The 23,388-nt window shown below is 66.7% G+C and carries 20 protein-coding genes and 1 riboswitch; of the genes, 18 read left to right on the forward strand and 2 right to left on the reverse strand.

Going from position 1 to position 23,388, the window contains the following annotated elements; all coding sequences use genetic code 11:
• Nucleotides 1-3 precede the first annotated feature (3 nt).
• Genes ABSY19_RS02760 through ABSY19_RS02780 form a run of 5 tightly spaced genes read left to right on the forward strand, consistent with a single transcriptional unit; the run spans nt 4 to nt 4,019 of the window.
• The gene (locus tag ABSY19_RS02760) at nt 4-1,188 is read left to right on the forward strand and encodes a murein L,D-transpeptidase family protein (RefSeq protein WP_382158849.1); all 1,185 of its coding nucleotides are present in this window, start codon (nt 4-6) and stop codon (nt 1,186-1,188) included.
• Nucleotides 1,188-1,790 (forward strand): peptidylprolyl isomerase, encoded by a 603-nt coding sequence (locus ABSY19_RS02765; protein WP_291112228.1) that lies wholly within the window; start codon nt 1,188-1,190, stop codon nt 1,788-1,790. The genes ABSY19_RS02760 and ABSY19_RS02765 overlap by 1 nt, the downstream gene beginning before the upstream one ends.
• 2 nt (nt 1,791-1,792) lie before the next feature.
• Nucleotides 1,793-2,299 carry a peptidylprolyl isomerase gene (locus ABSY19_RS02770; RefSeq protein ID WP_291112226.1) on the forward strand — a complete coding sequence of 169 codons (507 nt, stop codon included), beginning with the start codon at nt 1,793-1,795 and terminating at the stop codon, nt 2,297-2,299.
• Between the two features lie 30 nt (nt 2,300-2,329).
• A complete protein-coding gene (locus tag ABSY19_RS02775) occupies nt 2,330-3,148 on the forward strand; it encodes a UDP-2,3-diacylglucosamine diphosphatase (RefSeq protein ID WP_382158851.1) in 819 nt (272 codons plus the stop codon).
• A 22-nt stretch (nt 3,149-3,170) separates the two neighbouring features.
• Nucleotides 3,171-4,019, forward strand: a complete 849-nt coding sequence (locus ABSY19_RS02780) for a zinc-dependent peptidase (RefSeq protein WP_382158853.1) — start codon at nt 3,171-3,173, stop codon at nt 4,017-4,019.
• A 3-nt stretch (nt 4,020-4,022) separates the two neighbouring features.
• On the opposite strand, the gene ABSY19_RS02785 is transcribed toward ABSY19_RS02780, so the two are convergent.
• Complete coding sequence (locus ABSY19_RS02785) at nt 4,023-6,761, reverse strand: DUF349 domain-containing protein (protein WP_382158855.1); 2,739 nt, start codon at nt 6,759-6,761, stop codon at nt 4,023-4,025.
• A 112-nt stretch (nt 6,762-6,873) separates the two neighbouring features.
• Nucleotides 6,874-10,584: a DUF748 domain-containing protein gene (locus ABSY19_RS02790; protein WP_382158857.1), complete on the reverse strand. Its 3,711-nt coding sequence runs from the start codon at nt 10,582-10,584 to the stop codon at nt 6,874-6,876.
• Between the two features lie 709 nt (nt 10,585-11,293).
• Between ABSY19_RS02790 and ABSY19_RS02795 the strand changes: the two genes are divergently transcribed.
• The 13 genes from ABSY19_RS02795 to ABSY19_RS02855 all read left to right on the forward strand — a co-directional run bounded on the left by ABSY19_RS02795 (nt 11,294) and on the right by ABSY19_RS02855 (nt 23,386).
• Nucleotides 11,294-12,190: a transglycosylase SLT domain-containing protein gene (locus tag ABSY19_RS02795; RefSeq protein ID WP_382158859.1), complete on the forward strand. Its 897-nt coding sequence runs from the start codon at nt 11,294-11,296 to the stop codon at nt 12,188-12,190.
• Between the two features lie 34 nt (nt 12,191-12,224).
• Nucleotides 12,225-12,396: riboswitch (ZMP/ZTP riboswitch) on the forward strand.
• Between the two features lie 36 nt (nt 12,397-12,432).
• Nucleotides 12,433-13,677: a serine hydroxymethyltransferase gene (gene glyA / locus ABSY19_RS02800; protein ID WP_382158861.1), complete on the forward strand. Its 1,245-nt coding sequence runs from the start codon at nt 12,433-12,435 to the stop codon at nt 13,675-13,677.
• A gap of 34 nt (nt 13,678-13,711) precedes the next feature.
• A complete protein-coding gene (nrdR, locus tag ABSY19_RS02805) occupies nt 13,712-14,161 on the forward strand; it encodes a transcriptional regulator NrdR (RefSeq protein WP_291112203.1) in 450 nt (149 codons plus the stop codon).
• A 109-nt stretch (nt 14,162-14,270) separates the two neighbouring features.
• Entirely contained in the window at nt 14,271-14,840 is a 570-nt protein-coding gene (locus tag ABSY19_RS02810; protein ID WP_382158863.1) for a GspH/FimT family pseudopilin, read from the forward strand.
• A gap of 27 nt (nt 14,841-14,867) precedes the next feature.
• Nucleotides 14,868-15,452, forward strand: coding sequence for a type IV pilus modification protein PilV (gene pilV, locus ABSY19_RS02815; RefSeq protein WP_382158865.1), 585 nt, complete (start codon nt 14,868-14,870; stop codon nt 15,450-15,452).
• Between the two features lie 74 nt (nt 15,453-15,526).
• On the forward strand, nt 15,527-16,258 hold the full coding sequence (locus ABSY19_RS02820; RefSeq protein WP_382158867.1) for a PilW family protein: 732 nt from the start codon (nt 15,527-15,529) through the stop codon (nt 16,256-16,258).
• Entirely contained in the window at nt 16,255-17,016 is a 762-nt protein-coding gene (locus ABSY19_RS02825; RefSeq protein WP_382158869.1) for a PilX N-terminal domain-containing pilus assembly protein, read from the forward strand. The genes ABSY19_RS02820 and ABSY19_RS02825 overlap by 4 nt, the downstream gene beginning before the upstream one ends.
• On the forward strand, nt 17,013-20,354 hold the full coding sequence (locus tag ABSY19_RS02830; RefSeq protein ID WP_382158871.1) for a pilus assembly protein: 3,342 nt from the start codon (nt 17,013-17,015) through the stop codon (nt 20,352-20,354). Before ABSY19_RS02825 ends, ABSY19_RS02830 begins: the two co-directional genes overlap by 4 nt.
• Before the next feature lie 29 nt (nt 20,355-20,383).
• Nucleotides 20,384-20,821 (forward strand): type IV pilin protein, encoded by a 438-nt coding sequence (locus ABSY19_RS02835; RefSeq protein WP_382158873.1) that lies wholly within the window; start codon nt 20,384-20,386, stop codon nt 20,819-20,821.
• Nucleotides 20,822-20,833: 12 nt separating this feature from the next.
• The gene (gene ribD / locus ABSY19_RS02840) at nt 20,834-21,991 is read left to right on the forward strand and encodes a bifunctional diaminohydroxyphosphoribosylaminopyrimidine deaminase/5-amino-6-(5-phosphoribosylamino)uracil reductase RibD (protein WP_382158875.1); all 1,158 of its coding nucleotides are present in this window, start codon (nt 20,834-20,836) and stop codon (nt 21,989-21,991) included.
• Between the two features lie 107 nt (nt 21,992-22,098).
• Entirely contained in the window at nt 22,099-22,674 is a 576-nt protein-coding gene (locus ABSY19_RS02845) for a GspH/FimT family pseudopilin (protein WP_382158877.1), read from the forward strand.
• Complete coding sequence (gene pilV, locus ABSY19_RS02850; RefSeq protein ID WP_382158879.1) at nt 22,674-23,258, forward strand: type IV pilus modification protein PilV; 585 nt, start codon at nt 22,674-22,676, stop codon at nt 23,256-23,258. Before ABSY19_RS02845 ends, pilV (ABSY19_RS02850) begins: the two co-directional genes overlap by 1 nt.
• Nucleotides 23,255-23,386 carry a prepilin-type N-terminal cleavage/methylation domain-containing protein gene (locus ABSY19_RS02855; protein ID WP_382158880.1) on the forward strand — a complete coding sequence of 44 codons (132 nt, stop codon included), beginning with the start codon at nt 23,255-23,257 and terminating at the stop codon, nt 23,384-23,386. The genes pilV (ABSY19_RS02850) and ABSY19_RS02855 overlap by 4 nt, the downstream gene beginning before the upstream one ends.
• Nucleotides 23,387-23,388 lie beyond the last annotated feature (2 nt).

Genomic DNA, 23,388 nt, shown 5'->3' on the forward strand with positions numbered 1-23,388 from the left:
CCCGTGAGCCTCACAGGTGAACAGCTCCAGCACGTCAAGCCCATGATGGGCCGGGCCGAGGCCCGTCTGATCGAGATCTACCAGCTCATCGGGAACGCGCAACACCGGGAGGCCCTGAAACAGGCCGAGAGCCTGGTGCGCGACCACCCCAATTTCCAGCTGGCCCACCTTGTGCACGGCGACCTTCTCAGCCAGCAGACCCGCCCGGTGCGCCGGCTCGGCGACGTGCCCGACACGCAGGCCTTGGCCGCGTCGACACAGCTCACCGCCCTGCGCGAGGAGTCGCGCCGCCGGCTGCTGGCGCTGACCGAGCGCCCGCCCGAAGGGGCCGTGCCAACGCAGTTCCTCACCCTCGCCCCCCAGAGCCGCCACGCGATCGCGATCGACGCCTCGCGCTCCCGCCTCTACCTGTTCGAAAACCTGAACCCAGCCCGTGGCAGCGCCAGCGAAGCCGATCGCGCGCCGCGCCTGAAGCTGCTGGGCGATTTCTACATCTCGGTCGGCCTCTCGGGCATCGAGAAGACCGCGGAGGGCGACAAGCGCACCCCCCTGGGCGTCTACTACATCACCAGCACCCTCAACCCGGCGGACCTGCCCGACCTGTATGGCGTGGGTGCCTTGCCGATCAACTACCCCAATGCGCTCGATGTGCAGCGCGGCAAGACCGGCAGCGGCATCTGGCTGCACGGCACGCCCACCGAGCAGTTCGTGCGCGCGCCGCAAGCGTCCGACGGCTGCGTGGTGCTGTCCAACCCCGACCTGCAGCGCCTGCTGGGCACGGTGCAGATCCGCACCACGCCGGTGGTGATCGCGCCCTCGCTGCAATGGGTGCAGCCCGAAACCCTGGCCAGCGAGCGGACGCAGTTCGAAGCCGTGCTGGAAGCCTGGCGGCAGACCCGCAGTGCGGGCCACCTCGCCGAACTCAAAACGTTTTATTCCGACCGGTTCATGAACCAGGGCCGCGATCTGGCCCAATGGTGGCCCCGCGTCGAAAGCGAGCTGCGGGCCAATGGCTCGCGCGAGCTGCAGATGAAAGACCTGTCGGTGCTGCGCTGGCGCGACCAGGACGACACCATGGTCGTCACCTTCGGTGAAGTGGCCGCAGGCCAGAGCCGGGGAGTGACCAAGCGCCAGTACTGGGTGCGCGAGCAAGACCGCTGGACCATCTTTTTTGAAGGAACGATCTGATGACACTGTCCTCTTTGCCCCTGCGCCGACGCGCGGCCCTCTGGCTCACGGCCCTGGCGGCCGGCGCCGCCCTGCTGCCTCTGGCCGCCCAGGCCCAGGCCACCGCCGCGCCGCGCGTGAAACTGGCCACGTCCCAGGGCGACATCGTGGTCGAGCTGTACCCCGACAAGGCCCCCAAGACGGTGGAGAACTTCCTGCAGTATGTGCGCGACCAGCACTACGACGGCACGGTGTTCCACCGCGTGATGAGCAACTTCATGATCCAGGGCGGCGGCTTCACGCCCGACCTGCAGCAAAAGCCCACCAAGGCGCCGATTCCGCTGGAAGCCACCAACGGCCTGAAGAACGACCGCGGTGCCATCGCGATGGCACGCACCTCCAACCCCAATTCGGCCACATCACAGTTCTTCATCAACACCGTGAACAACCCGAACCTGAACGCCCCCAGCCCCGACGGCTACGGTTACACCGTCTTCGGCAAGGTCGTGGCGGGGCTGGATGTCGTGGACAAGATCCGCGCCGTGCCCGTCGGCGACCAGGGCATGCACCAGAACGTGCCCAAAACCCCCATCACCATCCTCAAAGCCACCCTGGAGAAATGACCATGGCCAACCCCCAAGTCGAACTGCACATTGCCGGATACGGCGTCGTCACGCTGGAACTCGACGCTGAAAAAGCACCTCTGTCCACCAGCAACTTCCTGGCCTATGTGAACAAGGGCCACTACAACAACACCGTGTTCCACCGCGTCATCCCCGGCTTCATGGTGCAAGGCGGCGGCTTCGAACCCGGCATGACCCAGAAGCCCACCGACGCCCCCATTTCCAACGAGGCCAACAATGGCCTGAAGAACGACACCTACACCGTGGCCATGGCGCGCACCAGCGACCCGCACTCGGCCACCGCGCAGTTCTTCATCAACGTGTCGAACAATGGCTTCCTGAACCACACCGCGCCCAGCGCGCAGGGCTGGGGCTACGCCGTCTTCGGCAAGGTGGTCTCGGGCAGCGAGATCGTGAAGAAGATCGAGGGCACGCCCACCGGCCGCAAGGGCTTCCACGACGACGTGCCCAAGGATGACGTCGTGATCGAAAAGGCCGTCGCGCTCTGATCGCCAGGGGTGGCAACGCCCCTGCACCGCATGACCGTCCAACCCGTCGACCGCTTCGCCGAATGCATCGCTCCCGCGAACTGGCAAGCGGTCGATGTCATTTCAGACCTGCATCTGCAGGCCGGTGAGCCCGAGACCTTCGAGGCGTGGGCCGCCTACCTGCGCCGCCCCGCGCACGAGCGCGCCGACGCGCTGTTCATCCTGGGCGATCTGTTCGAGGTGTGGGTCGGCGACGACGTGCTCTCCACCCACACCTCCCCGTCGGCCGATCACGCGTTCTGGCGCGCCTGTGCCGAGGCCTTGCAGGCCTACAGCGCGCACGCACCGGTCTACTTCATGCCAGGCAACCGCGACTTCCTCCTGGGACCGGCCGGACTCGACGCCTGCGGCATGCAAGGCCTGAGCGATCCCACCGTGCTGGTCTTTCTGGACCAGCGCTGGCTGCTCAGCCATGGCGATGCCCTGTGCCTGGCCGACACCGACTACATGCGCTTTCGTGCCCAGGTGCGCGAGCCGGCCTGGCAACACCGCTTTCTGGCACAACCCCTGGCCCAACGCGAAGCGATCGCGCGCGAGCTGCGCGCCCAGAGCGAGGCGCGCAAGCGCAGCACCGGCAACGACCCCAGCCTCTGGGCCGACGTGGACACCCAGGCCGCCAAGGCCTGGCTGCGGCACGCCGAGGCCCACACGCTGATCCATGGCCACACGCACCGGCCCGCGACCCACGACCTGGGTGACGGCCTTCAACGCGTCGTGCTCAGCGACTGGGAGCTGAGCGCGAGGCCCGCCCGCGCCGAGGTGTTGCGGCTGGACGCAAAGGGCCTGCACCGCCGGCCCTTGCGACCCTGAGCCGCCGCCGCCCTCCTCCTCCATGATTCACCTGCTCCAACGCTGGCTGCCCCGCGCGCTGCGCCGCCCCACCCCCATCCCGGATGCCCTCTGGCGCCAGACCGTGGCGCACCACCCCTTTCTGGCGGCACTCGATGGGCCCGAGCTGCAGCGCCTTCGCCTGCTCTGCACGCACTTCCTGATGGAGAAGGAGTTCCACGGCGCCAACGGCCTGGCCGTGACGGACACCATGGCGCTGGCCATCGCGGCGCAAGCCTGCCTGCCGCTGCTCCACATGCATGGCGTGTCAGGCGAACCGGTGCGCGACCCGCTCAAGCTCCTGGACTGGTACGGCGACTTCGTCGGCATCGTCGTGCAACCCGGCGCCGTGGTGGCGCGGCGCAAGACCACCGATGGCGCGGGCGTGGTGCACCATTACGACGAGGTCCTGGCCGGCGAAGCCATGGACCGGGGCCCCCTCATGCTCAGCTGGGAGGACGTCGCCCACGCGGGCGAGCGCGCGCAACAGGGGCACAACGTGGTGATCCACGAGTTCGTGCACAAGATGGACATGCACGACATGCAGATGGGCGAAGCGCCCGACGGGGCCCCGCCCCTGCCCTCGGGCTTCCTGGGTGCGCGCCAGCGCAGCGAGGCGCGCGCGATCTGGCAACGCACCATGCGGGACAGCTTCGAGCGTTTTCGCGAAGCGGTGGCCATGGCCGAGCGCTTCGGCGGCGAGCCGCCCTGGCTGGACGACTACGCCGCGAAGGACGCGGCCGAGTTCTTCGCCGTGACCTGCGAGGCCTACTTCGTCAACCGGCCACGTTTCGAGACCGAGTTCCCCGAGCTGATGCCGCTGTACGACGGCTTCTTCCGCCCGGGGCGTTGACGCTCAACGCTTGAGCAGCGCCTTCAGCACGTTCTGCAGGCGGCGCTCTGCCGTGGCATCGAAGCTCGAGCCCAGCACGGCGGCCACATCCTCCGCCCAGGTGTCGACCGGTGCGGCAGCGTGGCGGCGCGTGAGCAATTGCAGTTGCAACATGCGGCGATCGCTCAGGTGCTCGGCCGGCGTGGGCACCTCGGCGGCCATTTCCAGGCGCAGCAAGGTTTCACCCGGCAAGGGGGCCGCCGGCTTGGACACCGCCGACGCCCACGCACCGCGCTGGGCCGTGCTCACCCGCGGGCCCAAGGCCTGCGCGGTGGGCAGTTGCTCGGCATCGCGCTGCTGCCAGGCCGTCATGAGCTGCGTGAGCACCTCGCCGTGGGCCTGCGCCGCGAGCTTGCGCAGGCTGGACTGAGCCGCCTCGATCGCCTGGCGCTGCGCGCGGAACGCCGCATCGCCCAGCCGTGGGCCGCGCGGCTCGCGCTCTTCGCGCCAGGACGGTGCGCCCGGTCCACGGGCATCGCGTCCACCGCGCGCATCGGGGCGACCCGGTGCACCGTCGCGCCGCCCCTCCGGGCGATCGCCGCGGCGGCCATCGCGGCCGGCCGGCTCGGCCTTCTTCATACCAGGTCGGTCGTCGCCCCGCACCGCCACCAGCTTCTTCGGCGGCGCGGCGGGTTTGGCAGGTGCAGGTGCAGGTGCCGTCGGCGCCGAGGCCTCGGCCTCCTCGGTGGCGGAGGCCTCCTCTGCGGCATCGGCAGGCGCCGCTTCGGCAGCGGATGCGGCTGGCTCGACGGCTGCCGGCGCGGCCACAGGTGCTGGCGCAGGCGCAGGGGCCTGACCCGCCAGGGCCGCTTCCAGCTCGTTCATGGCCGCGCGGATGCGCTGCGCGTCGCCACTGGCGCTCGCCGCTTCCAGCGCGCGCGAGGCGTCAAGCACGCGCTGGTCGTGTGCGCTCAGGGCCGTGGCGGCCTTCTCACGCTCGGTGCTCTTGCGGGCGAAGGCTTCGTCGATCGGCTGGCGGAAGGCTTCCCACAGTTTCTGTTCGTGCTTGCGCTCCAGCGGCACGGCATGGGCTTCGGCCTGCCAACGTTGCTGCAGGGCCTTGACCGCATCGATGCGCAGCATGGGCGCCGCGCCCAGCGCGGTGGCTTCTTCGATCAGCGCCTTGCGCCGCGCGGTGCTCTCGGCCTGCGCCGTCTCCAGGCGCTCGTGCGCCTTGTGCATGGCGTCTTTCCAGACCGGCTGGATGTCGGCAAACGCCTTCTCGCTCAGGTGGCCGGCTTCGCGCCAGCGCTCGGAGAACGCATGCAGTTCACGCACCTGGGCTTTCCAGTCGCTGCTGTCGGCGTGCGCCAGCGTCCACGCCTTGAGTTCTTCGATGATGGCCAGGCGCTGCGCCTTGTGCGCCTCGCTCTGCTGCCGCACCTGCGCCAGCCAGGTCTCGACCACCTTGTGCGCCTCGGTACAGGCTTCATCGAAGCGCTTCCACAGCGCATGGTTGGGTTGGCCGCCCTGGTCGGTGGTCTTCCACTGGTCGCGCAGGCTGCGCAGGGTTTCCTGCATCTTGCGCCCGCCCAGGCGTTGACCCTCGGGGGCTTGCAGCAAGGCCTCTGCCTTGGCCACGAGTTCTTCGCGCAGCTGGTCGGCGCGCCAGCGCTGCCAGCCTTCGAGTTCACCGGCCTGCCCCAAAGCAGCCTGGGCGCGCGCATCGAGCGCGGCCGGGACCAGCCGGCCATGGCTCTTGAGCAGGCCGCGCACGTCGGCCGCCGCCTTGGGCGTGGCCTTGCCGTGCCCTTCGGCGAGCTCGCGCTCGAGCACGCTCAGCGCCTGTTCGAGTTCGGCCGCCACGCGGGCGCGTTTTTCCTGCTGGGCCTGCGTGTCCTGCGGTGCCTTGTCGGCCGGGGCGCTCACGTCCTGGCCCCGCGCGGCGCGCAGCTCGTCGGCCCACACGGGCACGGCGGGCAATGGCGCCTGGGGGTTGGCATCGGCCGCGACGGTCTGGGTCAGTGCGGCTTCGAAGGCATCCCACACGAGTTGCAGCTGCTGGCGCGAGGCGTCGAGCATGGGCGGGAACTTCACATCCACGCTGGGCCATTGGGGGTCTTGCGCCAAGGCGCTCGCCTGCTGCTGCCACTGGGCCACATCGGTGCGCAGCGTCTCGGCAATCTGCTGGGCGTCGCGCCAGGGCTTGGTGGACAGCACCTCGATGCGCTGCGCGATCAGCACGGCGGCCTCACGTTCGACCTGCACCCGGTGCTGCAGGTCTTCGATGGCCTTGACACGCTCGGCCAGCGCCTGGCGCAAGGTGGCCAGCGGCTCGCGCGACAGCGGTGCGCCTGCGCGTGCCGCATCGCGTTGCCAGGCCAGTGCGTCGGCCAGGTTCAGGCGCGGCTGGTCGATCAGGCCCTGGGCCTTCTGCGCCCACTCCACAGACATCTGTTCCTGCGACTTCTGGCGCTTGAGTTCGTCGAGCTTTTCCTTCAAGGGCTTGGCCGCTCCGCGGTCGCGGTGCGAGAGCTCCTTGAACACTTCGTTCATCTGCTCGAGCGCGGGACCGGTGGCCAGCCAGTCGCGGATGCGCGCAGCGCGCTCACCCGACGTCGGCGCGGAGAACGCACCACCGGTGACGGCATCCAGGGGGTGGGCGGCGTTGGGGCTGGCCGGCTTGGGGGAGGTGGGCGTGTTCACGGCAGACTCGGAAGCGTTGGACGAAGACGGGGCTTTGCGCAGGGAAAACAGCGACATGAAGTGGGGGGCTCAATCGATTCGGTTGTCGGCACCACGACGGCGCGACCAAGGCGTATTGTCGCCGCAGTTGGCGCGTGCCCGCCTCCCCCGGCGCGCGCGCGCGGAATGCTCAGCGCGGCGCCAGCTTGAGTTCGGCCTGCGGGCGCCACTTCTCACCCTGGCGGCCCAGTTGGGGCGCGCCCAGGAACATGCGGTCTTCCGGCAACTGCCGGCCTGCAAGGTAGTCCTTGACGACCACGCCGCGCGCCACCGCGAGTTCGCGGATGGCATCCGATGTGACCGGTATGGACGCCAGCAGCAAGGCTTCCATCTCGGCTTGCGGGATGTCCTTGGCCAGGCCGACCAGGTTGCGGGGTTTCGGGATGTCGGTCCGCCGGTACACCTCCTTGAGCAGGGCCGGGTACTCGGCGGGCGTCACCACAAGCGTGTCGCTGATGGCGGTGCCATCCCGCGCCAGTTGGCGGCGTTTCTCGGCCAACACGCGCTCGTCCAGCCGGGCACGCTGGTAACCGCTGCGCTCGGCCTCCAGGTCGCCATGCCCCACCACGGTGATCTGCAGGGTCGGCCGATCGGCCAGGGCCTTGGCCGCAGCGTCCAGCCGCTGCCGGGCCTCACCGTCCAGCGCCTTGCTGCCCGGTGTGAAGACCACCTGGCTCATTTCCTCCCCGCCCCCGCCGAAGGCCCCCGCGATCAGGGAGAACGGTGAGGTGATGGCCTTGCCGATCAGGTTGAAGATGAGCCGGAAGATGAGGGGCGCCAGCTTGAACTGCGGGTCGTTGAGCGAGCCGCTGACCGGCAGGTTGATGTCGATCACCCCGTTGCGGTCGGCCAGCAAGGCCACGGCCAGCTTCACCGGCAGGTTCGGGGCCTCGCTCCCGGCCACGCGGTCGCCGAAACTGAGCTGGTTGAGGATGATCTGGTTGCTGGCCGTCAGCTGGCCGTTGGGCTCGATCTTGTAGGCCACGTCCATGCTGAGCTTGCCGCGCTCGATGCCATAGCCGGCGTACTTCACGGTGTAAGGCGACAGCGGCGGCAACTCCAGGTTGCGCACCAGCGCGCGGATGTCGAGTGCCAGCGGCTGGGCCAGCGGGTTGAGCTTGCCATCGATCTCCAGCGCCGCCGTGCCCTCGGCGCGCCCGCGCAATGTCAGGTCGGCCATCTGTGGCGCGCCGCCCGGCGGCACGCTGGCGAAAGCGCTCAGGCTGCCGGTGAGTTCACTGAGGTTGGCGGAATAGTTGGGCTTGATGAAACGGTCAGAGAACAGCACGCGGCCATTGACCAGACTGATCGGTCCGAAACGGATGTCCGGGTCGGGCACGGCGCTCGCGTTTGCAGGAGGCGGCGGCGGCGGTGGCGGTGGCGGTGGCGGTGGCGGAGCTGTGGCCGCCGGCGCGGCGGCGCCCATGGGCGCGGGCGCCGCCTCATCGTGTTTCACGAGGCCTTGCAGGTTGATGCGCCCCGCCTCGTCGATGATCACGCGGGCAAAGTAGTCGCTGAGCACGGTCTCCTGTACCGCCACCCGGGTGACCTGCCCGGGCGCCATGGCGAGCCGCAGACCCCGCACCTGCAGGGACTTCCAGGCCAGCAACTCTTCGGCGGGCGACAGCGTGTTGGCGGCGAAATCGTCCAGCCCCACGTTGCCGGCGACCGTCAACCGCAAACCCGCCGGGGGCAATGCCGCCTCGACCGTGCCACGGTAGCTGGTGTCCGCGCGCAGCAGGTCCAGGTTCAGGCGGTCGCCGAAGTATGGCTCCAGGGCATGCAGCGGCAGCTTGTCCGCCTGCACCTTCAGCTGGGTGCGCAGGCTGTCGGCGTCGCGCTCGCCCTTGCCGGGCAGGCGCAGCGCGCCGTCGAGGGCGAGCCGGCCGGGCTCGGCGCGGTTGCCTCGCGCCGCGCCCATGCGCAGCTGCAGCGAGACCGGCATGTCGGGCTGGCTGCGGGCCATGGGCTGCAGGTTCTTGACCTGCATCTTGATCTGACTGAGGTCGAGCCTGACCGGGCGCGCCAGCGCGAGGTCTTCGAGCGCGACGGCGCCCGCATCGATCTGCACGTCGGCCAGCGTCAGCTGCCACGGGGAGGGCTCGGCCGGTTTCGACGGGGGTGTTGCAGCGGGCGCCTCCGATGCCTTCATCCAGCCATCCACCATCCAGCGCCCCGCCTTGTCGCGCTGCGCGCGCACCTGTGGCCGGTCGAGCACGACCTTGCCCACGGCCACCGTGCTGCTGGCCAGATCCACGCGCGCGTCCTGCACCTGGAGGCGGCGCAGGCTGGCCTGTGGCTGACGAGCCGTCCCCAGGCGCACCTCGCCCAGCTCGAGCCGGGACGCGTTGACCAGCAGCCCCATGGGCTGATCGGCCTTGGCCGCCCGCCATTCCACATCGAGGTCGGCGGCGAGCCGCCCGTCGAGTTCGTGCGTCAGCACGCCGGCGGCGTATGGCGCGAACGTCGACAAGGGCAGTTCGCCCACCGAGACCTGCGCCTTGGCCTCGGCATCGGTGGCCGTGCCCTTGAGCGACAGCGGCGTCTGGCCCAGGCGCGCGGACACCTCGAAGGGCACCGGCGCCTGCATCGGCCAACTCAGCGCCTGGGCCTGCACGCTCAGGGCCTCCAGCGCCAGTTGGGCGGCCGGTTTGGTGCCGGCATCGCGCCATCGCACGGTCCCGCCTTCCAGGTTCAGGCGCGCCACGCTCATTTTCCACGGCGAGGCGGGCGCGGTGGATGCACCCGGTGCCACGGGCGCAGGGGTGGGAGGAGATGCGGCACGTCGGGACTGGTCGGCCCAGGCTTGCGCCACACGTTGCAAGTTGAGCAACCCAGCCGCATCGCGCGAGATCGACACCGTGGGCGACTTCCAGTCAATGGCAGCCAGATCCACTTGCCCCGCCAGCGGCTCCACCCGATTGAGCGTCACGCCCAGGCGTTCCCAGGCCAGCAGTTCGACCGTGGTGGACGGCCCGGTTCGCTCAACGACGCGCAGATCCGACAGGGCTACCGTGCCGGAGAGGGAAAGGCGCGGCGTGTCCTGCTGTTCGAACGCCAGCTTGAGCGCGAGCTGGAGCACACCGGCTTCGGGCTTGACGGGCCAAGTCGCCGGCCAGTAGGGCAGGTAAGGCGCGAGATCCAGGGTGGGAATGTCCACGCTGGCATCGGTGTCCCGGGTCTGGGCGAACGGCGTGGTGCTGGCACTCGAATCGAAAGCGCTCCCATTCAGCACGAAAGCCAGCTTGGGCTGGGTCACCACATCCCGTCGGGACGGCAGGTTGCTCAGGAAGGGCACGCCCACCGACAAGCCGCTCAGCTGGTGCGTAACGCCCACGCTGTCGTCGACGAACGTCAGTTCGCCCCCGGACAGGTTGATGTTGAACAGGGCGAACTGCGCCGGGTCGGACGGGGGTTCATCGTCTTTCGGGCGCAAGCGCTGCAGCACGTCGTCCACGTCGTACCGGCCTTCGCCCAGGTGGCGCAGCTTCAGCTTGGGATGCTCCAGCACAAGGGCGTCGAGCACTGGCGCGAGCCGAAACAGCGACTGCAGCTCGGCGTTGGCATAGAGGCGATCCAGCGTGAACTGCTCGCCCTCGCCTGTGGCATCGGCCACGCGCAAGCCCTCGATGGCGACTTCCAGCGACCACGGCCGGAAATCAACCCGTTCCACCGTCACCTGGCGTCCCAGCGCGGCCGTGGCCTGCTTGGCCAATTGCCATTTCAGCAAGGGCGGCATGCCCAGCCAGGTCACCAGCCAGAGCAGCAGGAGCCCCAGCAGGCCCAGCATCAGGCGCCGAGCCCACCGACCTTGGGACCACTGGGAAAAAAAGCTGTTCATTCGTGCGTTCGCTAACCAACGGATCCACGAGTGTCGTCGAACTGAAGGGATGCAGCAGCGCACACCTATATAGAGTCCCCCAGAAACAAGAAACCCCGGCAAGCGGGGCCTGCCGGGGTTGACGGCGGGCTAGATGCTCATGCCGTCGGTTTTGGCGGAGGGAGTTGGATGTCTCTCCAGCCTGGAAGCAACAGATTGCTCCCGTTGGAAGCTGACTTGCGGTTCGCCGCGTCGTCAGCTGATGCCAGTCTTCAGACAGGCCACTGCAGGTTACTCCCCTTGCCGCCCCGGATCAAGGCCGCATGGCCCGTTCTCCATGCAGATTTTCAATCGCGCCCGAAACGACCATTTGACGACCCCAAAATCACGTTTTGGAACATGAAAGGTGGTCACTGCCCGACAAACGGTCGTCGACGCGACATCCACCCGCAAGCCTTGCAGGCTCAAGGCTTCCCGCTAGCAAAGCCCTTTTGCTTACGTTTACTCACACTTGTTTATACCAAAAAGTAGGCTTAAATCGATTCATAAACATTGACTCGATATTAATAAGCCCATAGGATGCGCCAGCTTTGCCCGCCGAAGGGTAAACCCGAACCGCTGCCACCCAGGCTAACTCGACCGCTCCACCCTCTGGATCGGGCCGTCGATGGCGACCAATCCAGTCGACCCAGCTCCCACGAGCGAGGCCGGCGCAGAAAGGAGCGATGACATGACCGCGCAAGACGCAACGCCACCCAAGAGCACCTCAGGTGCCGTGGCATCCTTCAAAACCGCTGTTGGCGACGCCTACCAGGGCTTCTTCGACATCACCCACAACAGCCTGGCCCTGCTGGGCACCCTGGCGGCCGTGGCACTGATCACCCTGAGTGCCCGTGCAGATCTGCGCGCCAGCGCAGAAGAGCAACTGCTCGGCTGGCTGCTGGAGCGCCAGGAAGCCGCCAGCGCCGACGCCGTGTACGCCGCCGAGCCCACCGCGATCGACCGCGTGACAGCCGCTCAGCCCGGCGACCTGCCCAAGCAGCAGGCCAATGTGACCTACTGGCTCAGCCGCAAGTACCGCGTGGCGCCGGAACCCCTGAGCGTGCTGGTGGCGGAGGCCTTCGAGGTGGGGGAAAAGGCCAAGCTCGATCCCACGCTGATCCTGGCCGTGATGGCGATCGAGTCCCGCTTCAACCCGTTTGCGCAGAGCCCAGTGGGCGCTCAGGGCCTGATGCAGGTGCTGACCCGCGTTCACACCGACAAGTACAACGACTTCGGCGGACAATTGGCCGCATTCGACCCGGTGTCCAATCTTCGTGTGGGCGCGCGCGTGTTGCAGGACGCGGTCAAGCGCGCCGGCTCGGTCGAAGGTGGTTTGCGCCTGTACGTCGGTGCGGTCACCACGGACGGCAGTTGGTACATCGACAAGGTGATGGCCGAGCACATGCGGATCCAGAGCGTGGCGCTGGGCAAGCCGATGCAGCGCTATGTGCCCCAGGCACGCCCGACCACGGTGGTGGCACCCGCTGCCCCGGCCCCGGTGGCCGCCCCGGCAGCCGAAATCGAGGCCGAGGGCCCGGCCGCGCCGAACGCCCTCCCCCCTGGCGCGCCGCTCACCCGTTCCTGACCTCGCCAACCGGCCTCTCGGCCTCGGCTAAACTAGCCGGGTACGCAACTGGCGATAGGCGCGCGCCCCGACACATCTCTGTCGGCGGCTGCCGCTGACGTGGCCCCCCTGCCCGATCTGTGATCGTCTTCAGGGACAACCACTGGGAAGCGTGCCGCCCGACCTCAAGGGGTTCGGGTGTTCAGCCGTTCGCCTGGGCAGCCCTTGTCACCGCGCAAGGTTCCACGTCTTGAAGGACTGCCATGTACGACCGCAACATCCTCATCCAGCAAACCGACCCCGAGCTGTTTGCCGCCATCCAGGCCGAGAACGCCCGCCAGGAACACCACATTGAGCTGATCGCCAGCGAGAACTACGCCTCGCCGGCCGTGATGGCCGCACAAGGCACGCAACTCACGAACAAGTACGCCGAGGGCTATCCCGGCAAGCGCTACTACGGTGGCTGCGAGTACGTGGACGTGGCCGAGCAGCTCGCACTCGACCGCGTCAAACAGCTCTTCGGTGCCGAAGCCGCCAACGTGCAGCCGCACTGCGGCGCCTCCGCCAACGAAGCCGTCTTTCTGGCCTTCCTCAAGCCCGGCGACACCATCATGGGCATGAGTCTGGCCGAAGGCGGCCACCTCACCCATGGCATGGCACTCAACATGAGCGGCAAGTGGTTCAACGTGGTGTCCTACGGTCTCAACGACAAGGAAGAGATCGATTACGACGCCATGGAGCGCAAGGCGCACGAGACCAAGCCCAAGCTGATCATCGCGGGCGCCTCGGCCTACAGCCTGCGCATCGACTTCGAGCGCTTCGCCAAGGTGGCCAAGGACGTCGGCGCCATCTTCATGGTGGACATGGCCCACTACGCCGGCCTGATCGCCGCGGGTGTCTACCCCAACCCGGTGCCCCACGCCGACGTGGTGACCTCCACCACCCACAAGAGCCTGCGCGGCCCCCGCGGCGGCATCATCCTGATGAAGGCCCAACACGAAAAGGCCCTCAACAGCGCGATCTTCCCGGGCCTGCAGGGTGGTCCGCTGATGCACGTGATCGCGGCCAAGGCCGTAGCGTTCAAGGAAGCGCTTTCACCCGATTTCACCGCCTACCAACAACAAGTGCTGACAAATGCCAGCATCGTCGCCGAAACACTGACTTCGCGCGGCCTGCGCATCGTCAGCGGCCGCACCGAGAGCCACGTGATGCTGGTCGATCTGCGTGCCAAGGGCATCACCGGCAAGGAAGCCGAAGCGGTGCTGGGCAGCGCGCACATGACGATCAACAAGAACGCGATCCCCAACGACCCGGAAAAGCCCATGGTCACCAGCGGCGTGCGCATTGGCACGCCGGCGATGACCACCCGCGGCTTCAAGGACGACGAAGCGCGGCTGACCGCCAACCTGATTGCCGACGTGCTCGACAATCCACGCGACCCGGCCAACATCGATGCCGTGCGCGCCAAGGTCAACGCCCTGACCGCCCGCTTCCCGGTCTACAAGTGATGTTCTCAGGCCGTACAACGGGAGTGCCCTCCGCATGAAATGCCCGTTCTGCGGCCATCTTGAAACCCAGGTGGTCGAAACCCGCGTCTCGGAAGACGCGGATTTCATCCGACGCCGCCGCCAGTGTGGCCACTGCGAGAAGCGGTTCACCACCTACGAACGGCCGGAAGTGAGCTTCCCGGCCGTCGTCAAGAAGGACGGCCGCCGGGTGGACTACGTGCCGGCCAAGTTGCGGGCCTCGTTCGCGCTGGCCCTGCGCAAGCGGCCGGTCAGCACCGAACAGGTCGACGCGGCCATCGAGCGCATCGAGGAAAAGCTGCTGAACCTGGGTGCCCGCGAAGTGCCCGCCGCCCGACTGGGCGAGATGGTGATGCGGGAACTGAAGAAGCTCGACAAGGTGGCTTACATCCGCTTCGCCAGCGTGTACCGGAGCTTCGAGGATATCGACGAATTCAGGGCTCTGGTGGACGAAGTCCGGCGCTGAAAGTGCCCGACCTCACGGGGCAGAAATACCCCCGTTCCGCCCGTCGGGCCATTCACTAGCCCGGTCGGCCCAGCCCGGACTCTGCGACTTCCATCGATAGAGTAAGCATATGTACATTGCTGCGGCGCCCCAGAGAGCCACGCCTGCCCCCCTGCGGGCGGAAGGCGGCTTCACGATCATCGAGTTGATGGTCGTGGTCGCGCTCATCGCCATTCTGGCGGGCCTTGCAGCACCCAGCTTCACCGACATGTTTCGCCGATTCCGGGTGGACTCGGTGCGAGAAACATTCACCTCTTCCGTGACACTTGCCCGGGAAGAGGCCATTCGGCTGGGCACGCCCGTGGTCATCCGTCGCATCACGGGCTGTGGCCTGGCCCTGGCGAACAACCAGGACTGGAGTTGCGGCTGGCAAGTGTTCGCCGACCTCGACGGCAACAACGCCATGAACGGAGCGGAAACCCCCACCCAGGAGGTGTCCTTGACACCCAATGTCACGGTCCGAAAAGGCAACAACACCAACCCCGAATTCATCGTGATCAACCGGTTTGGTCAGGTCACGCAGGTGGATCAGCGGTTCGAGGTTTTCCCGACGGGCATGGCGGCGGCCAATGGCCAGTTGATCTGCTTCACGGCGGGCACCCGCTTGCGCACGGTCAAGAACGCCTCCGCCTGCCCCTGACGACGGCCGAACCATGCAATTCGCACGATGAACAACAAGGCATCCTCCCAACGCGGCGTCAGCTTGATCGAAGCCCTGGTCGCCCTTCTGGTGCTCGCCCTCGGCATCATGGGCATGGCGGGCATCCAGACCCGAACGCTGGTCGAGTCCCGCACCACGAACTCCCGCGCCCTCGCACTGCAGATGGCGGACGATCTGCTGGATCGCATGCAAGCCAACTCGGCCCTCCGGATCAATCCCCCCGCCGTCAGCCCCTATCTGGCGGCATGGGGCGCACTCGCGGCTGCGCCGGTTAACTGTTTCGCCGCCGGCTGCAATGGCGCCCAGCTGGCGGCCTTCGACCTCGTCCAATGGAAAGCCTCTCTGGCCCGGGTGCTGCCGGGTGGCGACGCCCGGGTGTTTCGGTCCAACACAGACGCCACCCAGTTTGGCATCCTGATCGGCTGGACCGAGACTCAGGCGAAGAACCAGGGGGAAGCGGCTGGCGCCCAGGCCACCTTGTTCACCGATGCCGTTGCCATCCGCGACGCCGCCAATGCGGTGGGGACGGGTGTGGCGGGCGTCGCCTGTCCGGCAGGGCTTATCTGCCACTTGGTCTACATCCGGCCATGAGGAAACACGGCATGGCTGTTTCACCCCGTCCCCCTTCGTGTCGTGCACGCGGTCGCCAATCGGGCGTCAGCTTGATGGAACTGCTGATCGGCATCAGCATTGGCTTGCTGGTGGTGGTGGCCGCCATCGGCAGCCTGGTGTATACCCGCACGTCAACCATCGCGGTGGGCGACAGTTCGCGACTGCAGCAGGATGCGTCCAACGCATTCCGCACGCTGGGTCACCACATCCGCCAGAGTGGTGCGCGCCGCATCATCAACCCCACGGTAGGCGATACCAACGTGGCGTTCAACGATGCCTACCTGGGCTTTGGCGCGAACCCCAACACCGGTGCGCCGCTGGTGCTGCAAGGCACCGAAGGAGCCGACAACGCGCCCGACACCTTGCAGGTCAGCTACGACACAGATCCCGTGCTGCAAAGCATGGATTGCCTGGGTGCGCCGACGCTGGTGGCCAACAACATCTCCAGCACCTTCTCGGTGGTCGGCAACGAACTGCGCTGCCTGGGTTCCGGCTCGGCCACCCCTTTCGCGCTGCTCCAGGGCGTGGAGGATTTTCAGGTTCTGTATGGTTTCAGGATCACCGATGACAGCTTCCAGTACCGGACGGCAGCGGCGATCAATGTCATGGTTCCCGCGCCTTGGGAGCAGGTGGAAACCGTTCAGGTGTGCCTGCGCCTTGTGGGTGAAATGAGCAACAACCCGGGCGCGGACATGACGGGATGCAATGGGGAAAACGTCGTCAACGACGGGCGCATCCGCCGTGTCTTTTTCCGCGTCTTCAAGGTCCGCAATCAAGGCATATGAAACACCATTCGTCTCCATCGCGGCAACACCCGCAGCGGGGCATCTCGCTCATCGTGGTGATGGTGATGCTGCTGCTCGGAACCATCGTGGTGCTGAGCAGCACGCGCCTGGGCTGGCTCAATGAGCGCTTGGTGGGCGGCGAGAGCGACTACCAGCGGGCATTCGCCGCGGCTGAAGCGCTGGTCCGCGATGCGGAGCGCGACATCCGGGGGCTGCGGATCGACAACGTCACGCCCTGCAACATCACGGCGGGTTTTCTCGGATGCCGCAACTTTGCGGGCAACCAGCCCTATTTCCCTCAGGACGACGACGATCTGGATCTGCTTCAACCACGCCTGGCCACTGGCGCCAACGGCTGCCTCCAGGGCATTTGCCTCCCGGCCACGGTGACGACCCTGAACGCAGCCAACTGGACCACCAATCTGGCCGCAATGACCGCCACGGTCGGCAATGCCTCCGTGGCCGCGCGGTACGGGGAGTTCACGGGCGCCGACCCGGCCGCCGCAGGCAACCCCCTGCTGTCGTGGTCGCGCCCCGGTGTGGCTCCGGTCGTTGCGCCGCGTGCGTGGTATTGGGTGGAGGTATTCAGGTACACGCCAGGGGCTGGTGTCATCACGGCCGCAGGCAACGTACCCATCCCGGACATGAAGCACCCCTTCGTGTACCGCATCACGGCTTTTGCCCAGGGCATGAAGCCCGGCACGCGGGTCTGGTTGCGTTCCATCTTCGTGCCCCGGCCACAAAACCAGATCAAATGATTTTCAGTGAGGTCACCATGACGCTGCGTCCCCCACCTTGGTTCTCCTGCACTGCCGTGGCGCTGGCATGTCTGCACGGTCCCCTGAGTGCCGCCCAGCTCAATCTGACCCAATCCCCGCCCGGCGCCGGCCGTGAACCTTCGCCCAACATCATCGTGTCGGTCGACGATTCCGGCAGCATGGGCGCGACAGGCATCGCGACCCTGAAATCTGCCTTGCAGCAGACCTTTGCGGAAACCAACGTGCCGGACGACCGGATCCGCCTGGCCTGGCAATCCATGAACCGCTGCCGCAGCATTCCCAACAACAGCTCGGACTGTGGCAACCTGAACGGCATGCGCCCGCTGATGGGCACGCACCGCACCAACTTCATGACTTGGGTGGGCTCGCTGACGCCCAGCGGCGGCACCCCATCCCACTTGATGATCGACGAGGCGGGCAAGTACCTGAGTCGCACCGATCTCGGCATCAACAGCCCCTGGGCGGCCAACCCCGGAACGCAGGAAACGCCGCTGCTCTCGTGCCGGAAATCGTTCCACATCTTCATGTCCGATGGCGGATGGAACAGTGCCGCCACCACCACCACCAATCAGGTGGACACGTCGGGATCGAACGGCCAGCGCATCACCCGTGGTGGCAACGCCGACAACACCGATCACACCCTGCCCGATGGTACGCAGTACTCGACCACGTCCGAGCAGACGCGGCTCTACAGGGACAGTTGGGGCAATGCGAACCTGAGCACGCTCTCGGACCTGGCGTTCTACTATTGGTCACGAGACCTTCAGCCAGATCTCGCGAACAACGTGAGAAAGAGCCCCAAGGATCAGTTGCCCGCCGAGAACTTTGGCACCACCGCCACGCCCGCCTCCCTGGACTCCTACTGGAACCCGCGCAACAACCCGGCTACCTGGCAACACATGGTGAACTACACCATCGGCTTCAACGATGCCGCCACCTGGACGGGCGCCCCCACTTTCAGCGGCGACACCTTCGCTGGCCTGAGCCCACTGATCCGCGGCACCACCAACTGGCCATCGCCGTTCTGCGGCGCCGGCAGTAATCAAGCCTGCGATGGAAGCACAAACTATGGCGTGCGGGACAACGAACGGAAAGTGGAACTCTGGCACGCCGCCCTCAACAGCCGCGGCCGTTTCGTGCCCGCCCCCAATGCCGCGGCACTGGTCTCCGCCTTTCAAGGCATTCTGGACGACATCCTGACGCAGACGGCCAACCCGATGGTCAGCATCGCCAGCAGTTCCAGCCGTTTGCGCACGGATGGCTTCGCCTATCTCGCGGAATTCAACTCCGAGCGCTGGAGTGGTGACCTGGGGGCGTACACGATCGCCGCGAACACCAATGTGGTGAATTCAACGCCCAGCTGGACCGTCGCCAGCCTGCTCGACGCGGCCACCTTCAACGTCACGAACCGGCTGGTGCTGACCAGCAACACTACCGAAGGCACTCCGTTCCTGTTCGCCAATCTCTCGGATGCCCAGAAAACCGCGATCCGCGGCGGCGATTCCGTCACCGTGGGAACGAACCGGGTGAACTACCTGCGGGGTGATCGCACGCAAGAGGTGCAGAACGGCGGCTCCCTGCGGCGACGCGATTCCCGCCTGGGCGACATCGTCAACTCCAACATCTGGCACACGGGCCGGCCCCTGCGCATGTCGGTCGAGCACGCGGGACATGCCGCCTTCCGCACCACCTATGCCAACCGCACGGCGGTGCTGTACGTGGGCGCCAATGACGGCATGCTGCACGCCTTCAATGCCGCGACCGGCCAGGAGCTCATGGCGTATGTGCCCCTGGGGGTCTATGCCAACCTGCGCAACTACACCCTCACGAACTACGGCCACAGGTTCTATGTCGATGGACATCCCTTCACGGGAGATGTGGACACCAGCAGCAGCGGCACCGGCAACGGCGCCACGCCCACCTGGAAGACCATGCTGATCGGCGGCCTGGGCGGCGGCGGCAAGGGCTACTTCGTGCTGGATGTGACCAACCCCGTGGCGTTCGCGAGCAATCCATCCACGTTCACGGCGACGGGCGTGGTGATGGACAAGACGGATGGCGCCGACGCCGATGTGGGCCACATCTACGCCGTCCCCGTGGTGGACCCCGTCACAGGCGCGCGCTCAGAGCAAATCGTCAAGCTCAACAATGGGCGATGGGCCGCGGTCATGGGCAACGGGGTCAACAGCACCAACGAACGCCCCGTGCTGTTGATCCAGTACCTGGATGGCAGCAAGGAGTTGCTGAAAATCGTCGCAAATTCCACAACCGGACAATCCAACGGCCTCTCCGCTCCTCGCTTGGTGGATGTCAACGGCGATGGCACGATGGACGTCGCTTATGCGGGTGATCTGCAAGGCAACCTTTGGAAATTCAACCTGACGCAGACCACCGCTTCACAGTGGGGCGTGAGCAACTGGTCGGGAGGCACCACGACCTGCAAGAACGCCACGAACTGCGTCCCCCTCTACGTGGCGCAGGACGGTTCGTCCACGCGGCAACCCATCACCACTGCCCCGCTCTGGATGTCGCATCCCCTGGGTGGGGTTCAAGTGCTGTTCGGGACAGGCCGGAACCTCCAGGATGCGGACCGCACCAGCACCGCCACCCAGACCATCTACTCCGTCTGGGACAAGGGCACGTATTCGTTCCCCGATGGCGTGCTGACCGCCGCGGACAGCGGCAACATCACCACGGGGCGGTCGGCGCTGGTGCAGCAGACCGTGCTGGGCGCAGTCACCAGCACGGCCAGCGGCAGCGAGGCCGCCACGGACTACTACAACACCTCCGAGAACAGCGTGGCCTATTCCCGAGCCGACAACACCGCCAAGCGCGGCTGGTACATGGATCTCCCACTTTCTCGCGAAAGGGTGCTGGCCAACCCCCAACTCTTCGAGGGCCAGAAAGTGATCATTTCCTCGACCGCACCGAAAACGGGGGTTTCCGGAGAAACCTGCGACTTCGACGCCGTGACCGAAGACAACCTGATCAACGTCTTCAACATGATCTCGGGCTCCCCCTCCGCGACCCCCGTGTTCTCCACCACGGACACGTCGATGAACATGGCCAAAGCCAGCCGCACGCGCTTTGGCAGTGGCGAGTACATCAGCATCAACAAGTCCGACGGCAACCTGGAGCTCATCTCGTTCATCAACAGTGGTGGATCAGGTGGCGGAGGTGGCGGTGGCGGTGGCGGTGGTGGTGGTGGTGGTGGTGGTACCGCCTGCAATCCGACCACCCAGACTTGCATGGTGAACAAGACCTTGACCACGGGACGGTACCCTGGCGCCCGGGCCGACTGGCGAGAAGCCCGATAACCTCCTCAATGAACAAGGGAAACGACTTCATGAAACACCGTCACGCTCGCTCGCGGACATTGGGCTTCACGCTGATCGAGGTGATGATCGTGGTCGGCGTCATCGGCATTCTTTCTGCCATCGCGTTCCCCAGCTACAACCAGTACGTGCAGCGAACACACCGGGCCAACGCGCGAGCCGCACTGCTACAGACAGCCCAGTGGCTGGAACGTGCAGCGACCGCGCAAGGCAGCTACCCAGCTGCAGCCGCCATTCCCGCCGGCGTGCTGCAAGTGGAAGGTGGCCGCTATGCGATCACGCTTCCTGTGCTGACCGCCGGGACTTTCACCTTGCGGGCCACACCCAATGGTGCGCAAGCCACCGACCCATGCGCGATCTTCCAGATGACCCACGCCGGCGTGCGAACCCAGGTGGTCACGGCGGCCGTGCCCGCGCCCTTGACCGCGCAGGAGTGCTGGAACCGCTGATAAGCTCGGCGCATGACTGCGCCCGCCTCCAAGCATCCGCTCGATCAAGCCCTGGCCCTCGCTGGACAGGCCATACGCTCCAGCAACCCCAACCCCCGCGTCGGCTGCGTCATCACCACGCCTGATGGCCGTGAAATCGGGGTTGGGCACACCCAGCCCGTGGGCGGCCCCCATGCCGAGGTGATGGCCTTGCGCGATGCACAGGCGCGCGGCGAGTCGGTGGCCGGTGCCACCGTCTACGTCACGCTGGAGCCCTGTTCCCACCACGGACGCACTCCACCCTGCTGCGACGCATTGATCGCCGCGCACGTCGGCAAGGTCGTGGTCTCCACGGGGGATCCGAACCCCCAGGTGTCTGGCCGTGGGATGGACCGCCTGCGTGCGGCTGGCATTCTGGTCGAACTGCTGCCAGACGACCACGATGCCGCCAGAGCGGCTCGCGAACTCAACATCGGATTCTTCAGCCGCATGATCCGTCGCACACCGTGGGTGCGCATGAAGGCCGCGGCGTCGCTTGACGGCATCACCGCGTTGGACAACGGTGCCAGCCAATGGATCACGGGCGAGGCCGCGCGCGCGGACGGCCATGCCTGGCGCGCCCGCGCCTGCGCGGTGCTCACGGGCATCGGCACGGTGCTGGAGGACGATCCCCTGCTGGACGTCCGCCTCGTGGACACCCCTCGCCAACCGCACCTGGTGGTGATCGACAGCCGCCTGCAGACACCACCGGCCGCGCGCCTCTTCCAGACGCCCGCCAACGGCCAGGCACGTCAGATCTGGATCTATCACGCCATCCGCGACGCCGACAAGGAAAGCGCCTTGCGGCGCTTGGGCGCGGCCCTGGTCCACATGCCGGGTGCCAACGGCAAGGTGGATCTGCCCGGCATGCTCACCGATCTGGCCCGGCGCGAAGTGAATGAGCTGCACATCGAGGCCGGGCACAAGCTCAATGGGTCGTTCGTGCGCGAGGGCCTGGTCGACGAGATGCTGCTCTACCAGGCGCCTCAACTGCTTGGGCGTGGCGCCAGCCTGGCCGACTTCGGACCGCTGCAGCAGCTGACGGAAGGCCCCCTGCTCCGCTATGTGTCGGTGGATCTGGTGGGCGCCGATCTGCGCATCCTGGCACGGGTGCAAGGCCGCGATGCCTTCCTCCTGCCCTCTGCGACCTGATCGATCACCACGAAGATACAAAAAGTCATACAAAGCAACTATCTACTGGATACTGCCGCTCATCAATATGGTTCTTTAGTTGTATTTTTGGCTGATAGAGTGCCGCCATGCAAAAAGCTCGGCATCTCTTCATCGCTGGACCGAATAGGCCTCTGGGCGTCTCCCTGATCGAACTGCTGGTGGTGATCGCGGTGCTGGCGGTCCTGGCATCGATCGCCATTCCGTCGTTTGCCGGTATCGCCCGCCAGTACCGCGTGAATGCGGCCGTGGACGAATTCATGGCGTCGGTCCAGCTGGCCCGGGTGGACGCCATGCGCCTGGGCCAAGACATCTTGATCCAGCGCCAAACCTCGTGCGACGTGGTCTTGCCCACCACCGCCGATTGGGATTGTGGGTGGCGCGTGTTCGTCGATCTCAATGGCAATCAACTGCCGGACCCGGCCGAGGCCGAGCTGCAGTCCGTTGCGCTTCCCACCGGCATCCGCCTCGTCAAGGCGAAGGGCGGCGGCAGCCCGCAGTACATCACCATCAACCGGTACGGCCAGGTCACCGCCATAGGCCAGCGTTTCGCGGCCTTCCCCGCAGGCATGGACGATCTGAGTGGCCAGCTGATCTGCTTCTCCACGGGCACGCGCCTGCGCACGGTCAAGGGTGCAAAAACCTGCCCCGATGAAGGCAAATGATGGGGAGACCGCACCACCGCCAACGTGGCACCAGCCTGATCGAAGCGCTGGTGGCCCTGCTCGTGCTGGCCCTGGGCGTCATGGGCATGGCGGCGGTTCAGACGCGCGCCCTGACCACGGCCCGCACCACCAACCAACGGGCGGTGGCCATCCAAGCCGCCGAAGACCTGCAGGACCGCATCCAGGCCAACGCGGACCTCCGGCACAGGCCAGCCCTGGTCAACCCGTATGTGACCACCTGGGGCCCACCACCCGCCGCCGGGACCGACTGTTCCTCCACACCGTGCGGAGGAACACCACTCGCCACCTTCGATCTGATGCAGTGGAAGAAAGACCTGGCCCGCGTCCTGCCCGCGGGCGACGGACGGGTGTTTGCTTCCACGAAGGACGCCACCCAGTTGGGCATTCTGGTGAGGTGGACGGAAGTCAAGGCCAAAAACGAGGCCCAGGCCGGCAAAGAAGAGGCCGCTCTCTTCCGCCAGGCCGTCGCTGTGCGAGGTGCGGCAGATCAACCGGGCGTCGGCGTGACGGGCGAGCTTTGCCCTGACACCTTCACCTGCCACCTGATCTTCGTCCGGCCATGACGACATCACGCCAGTCGGGCGTGAGCCTGGTCGAGCTCATGATCGCGCTGGCCGTCGGCCTCATGGTGGTGATCGCCGCCATGGGCAGCCTGGTGTACACGCGCAACCGTTCGAGGGTCAGAAGGTGATC

This window comes from Hydrogenophaga sp. ANAO-22 (assembly GCF_042466645.1).
Lineage (GTDB): Bacteria > Pseudomonadota > Gammaproteobacteria > Burkholderiales > Burkholderiaceae_C > Hydrogenophaga.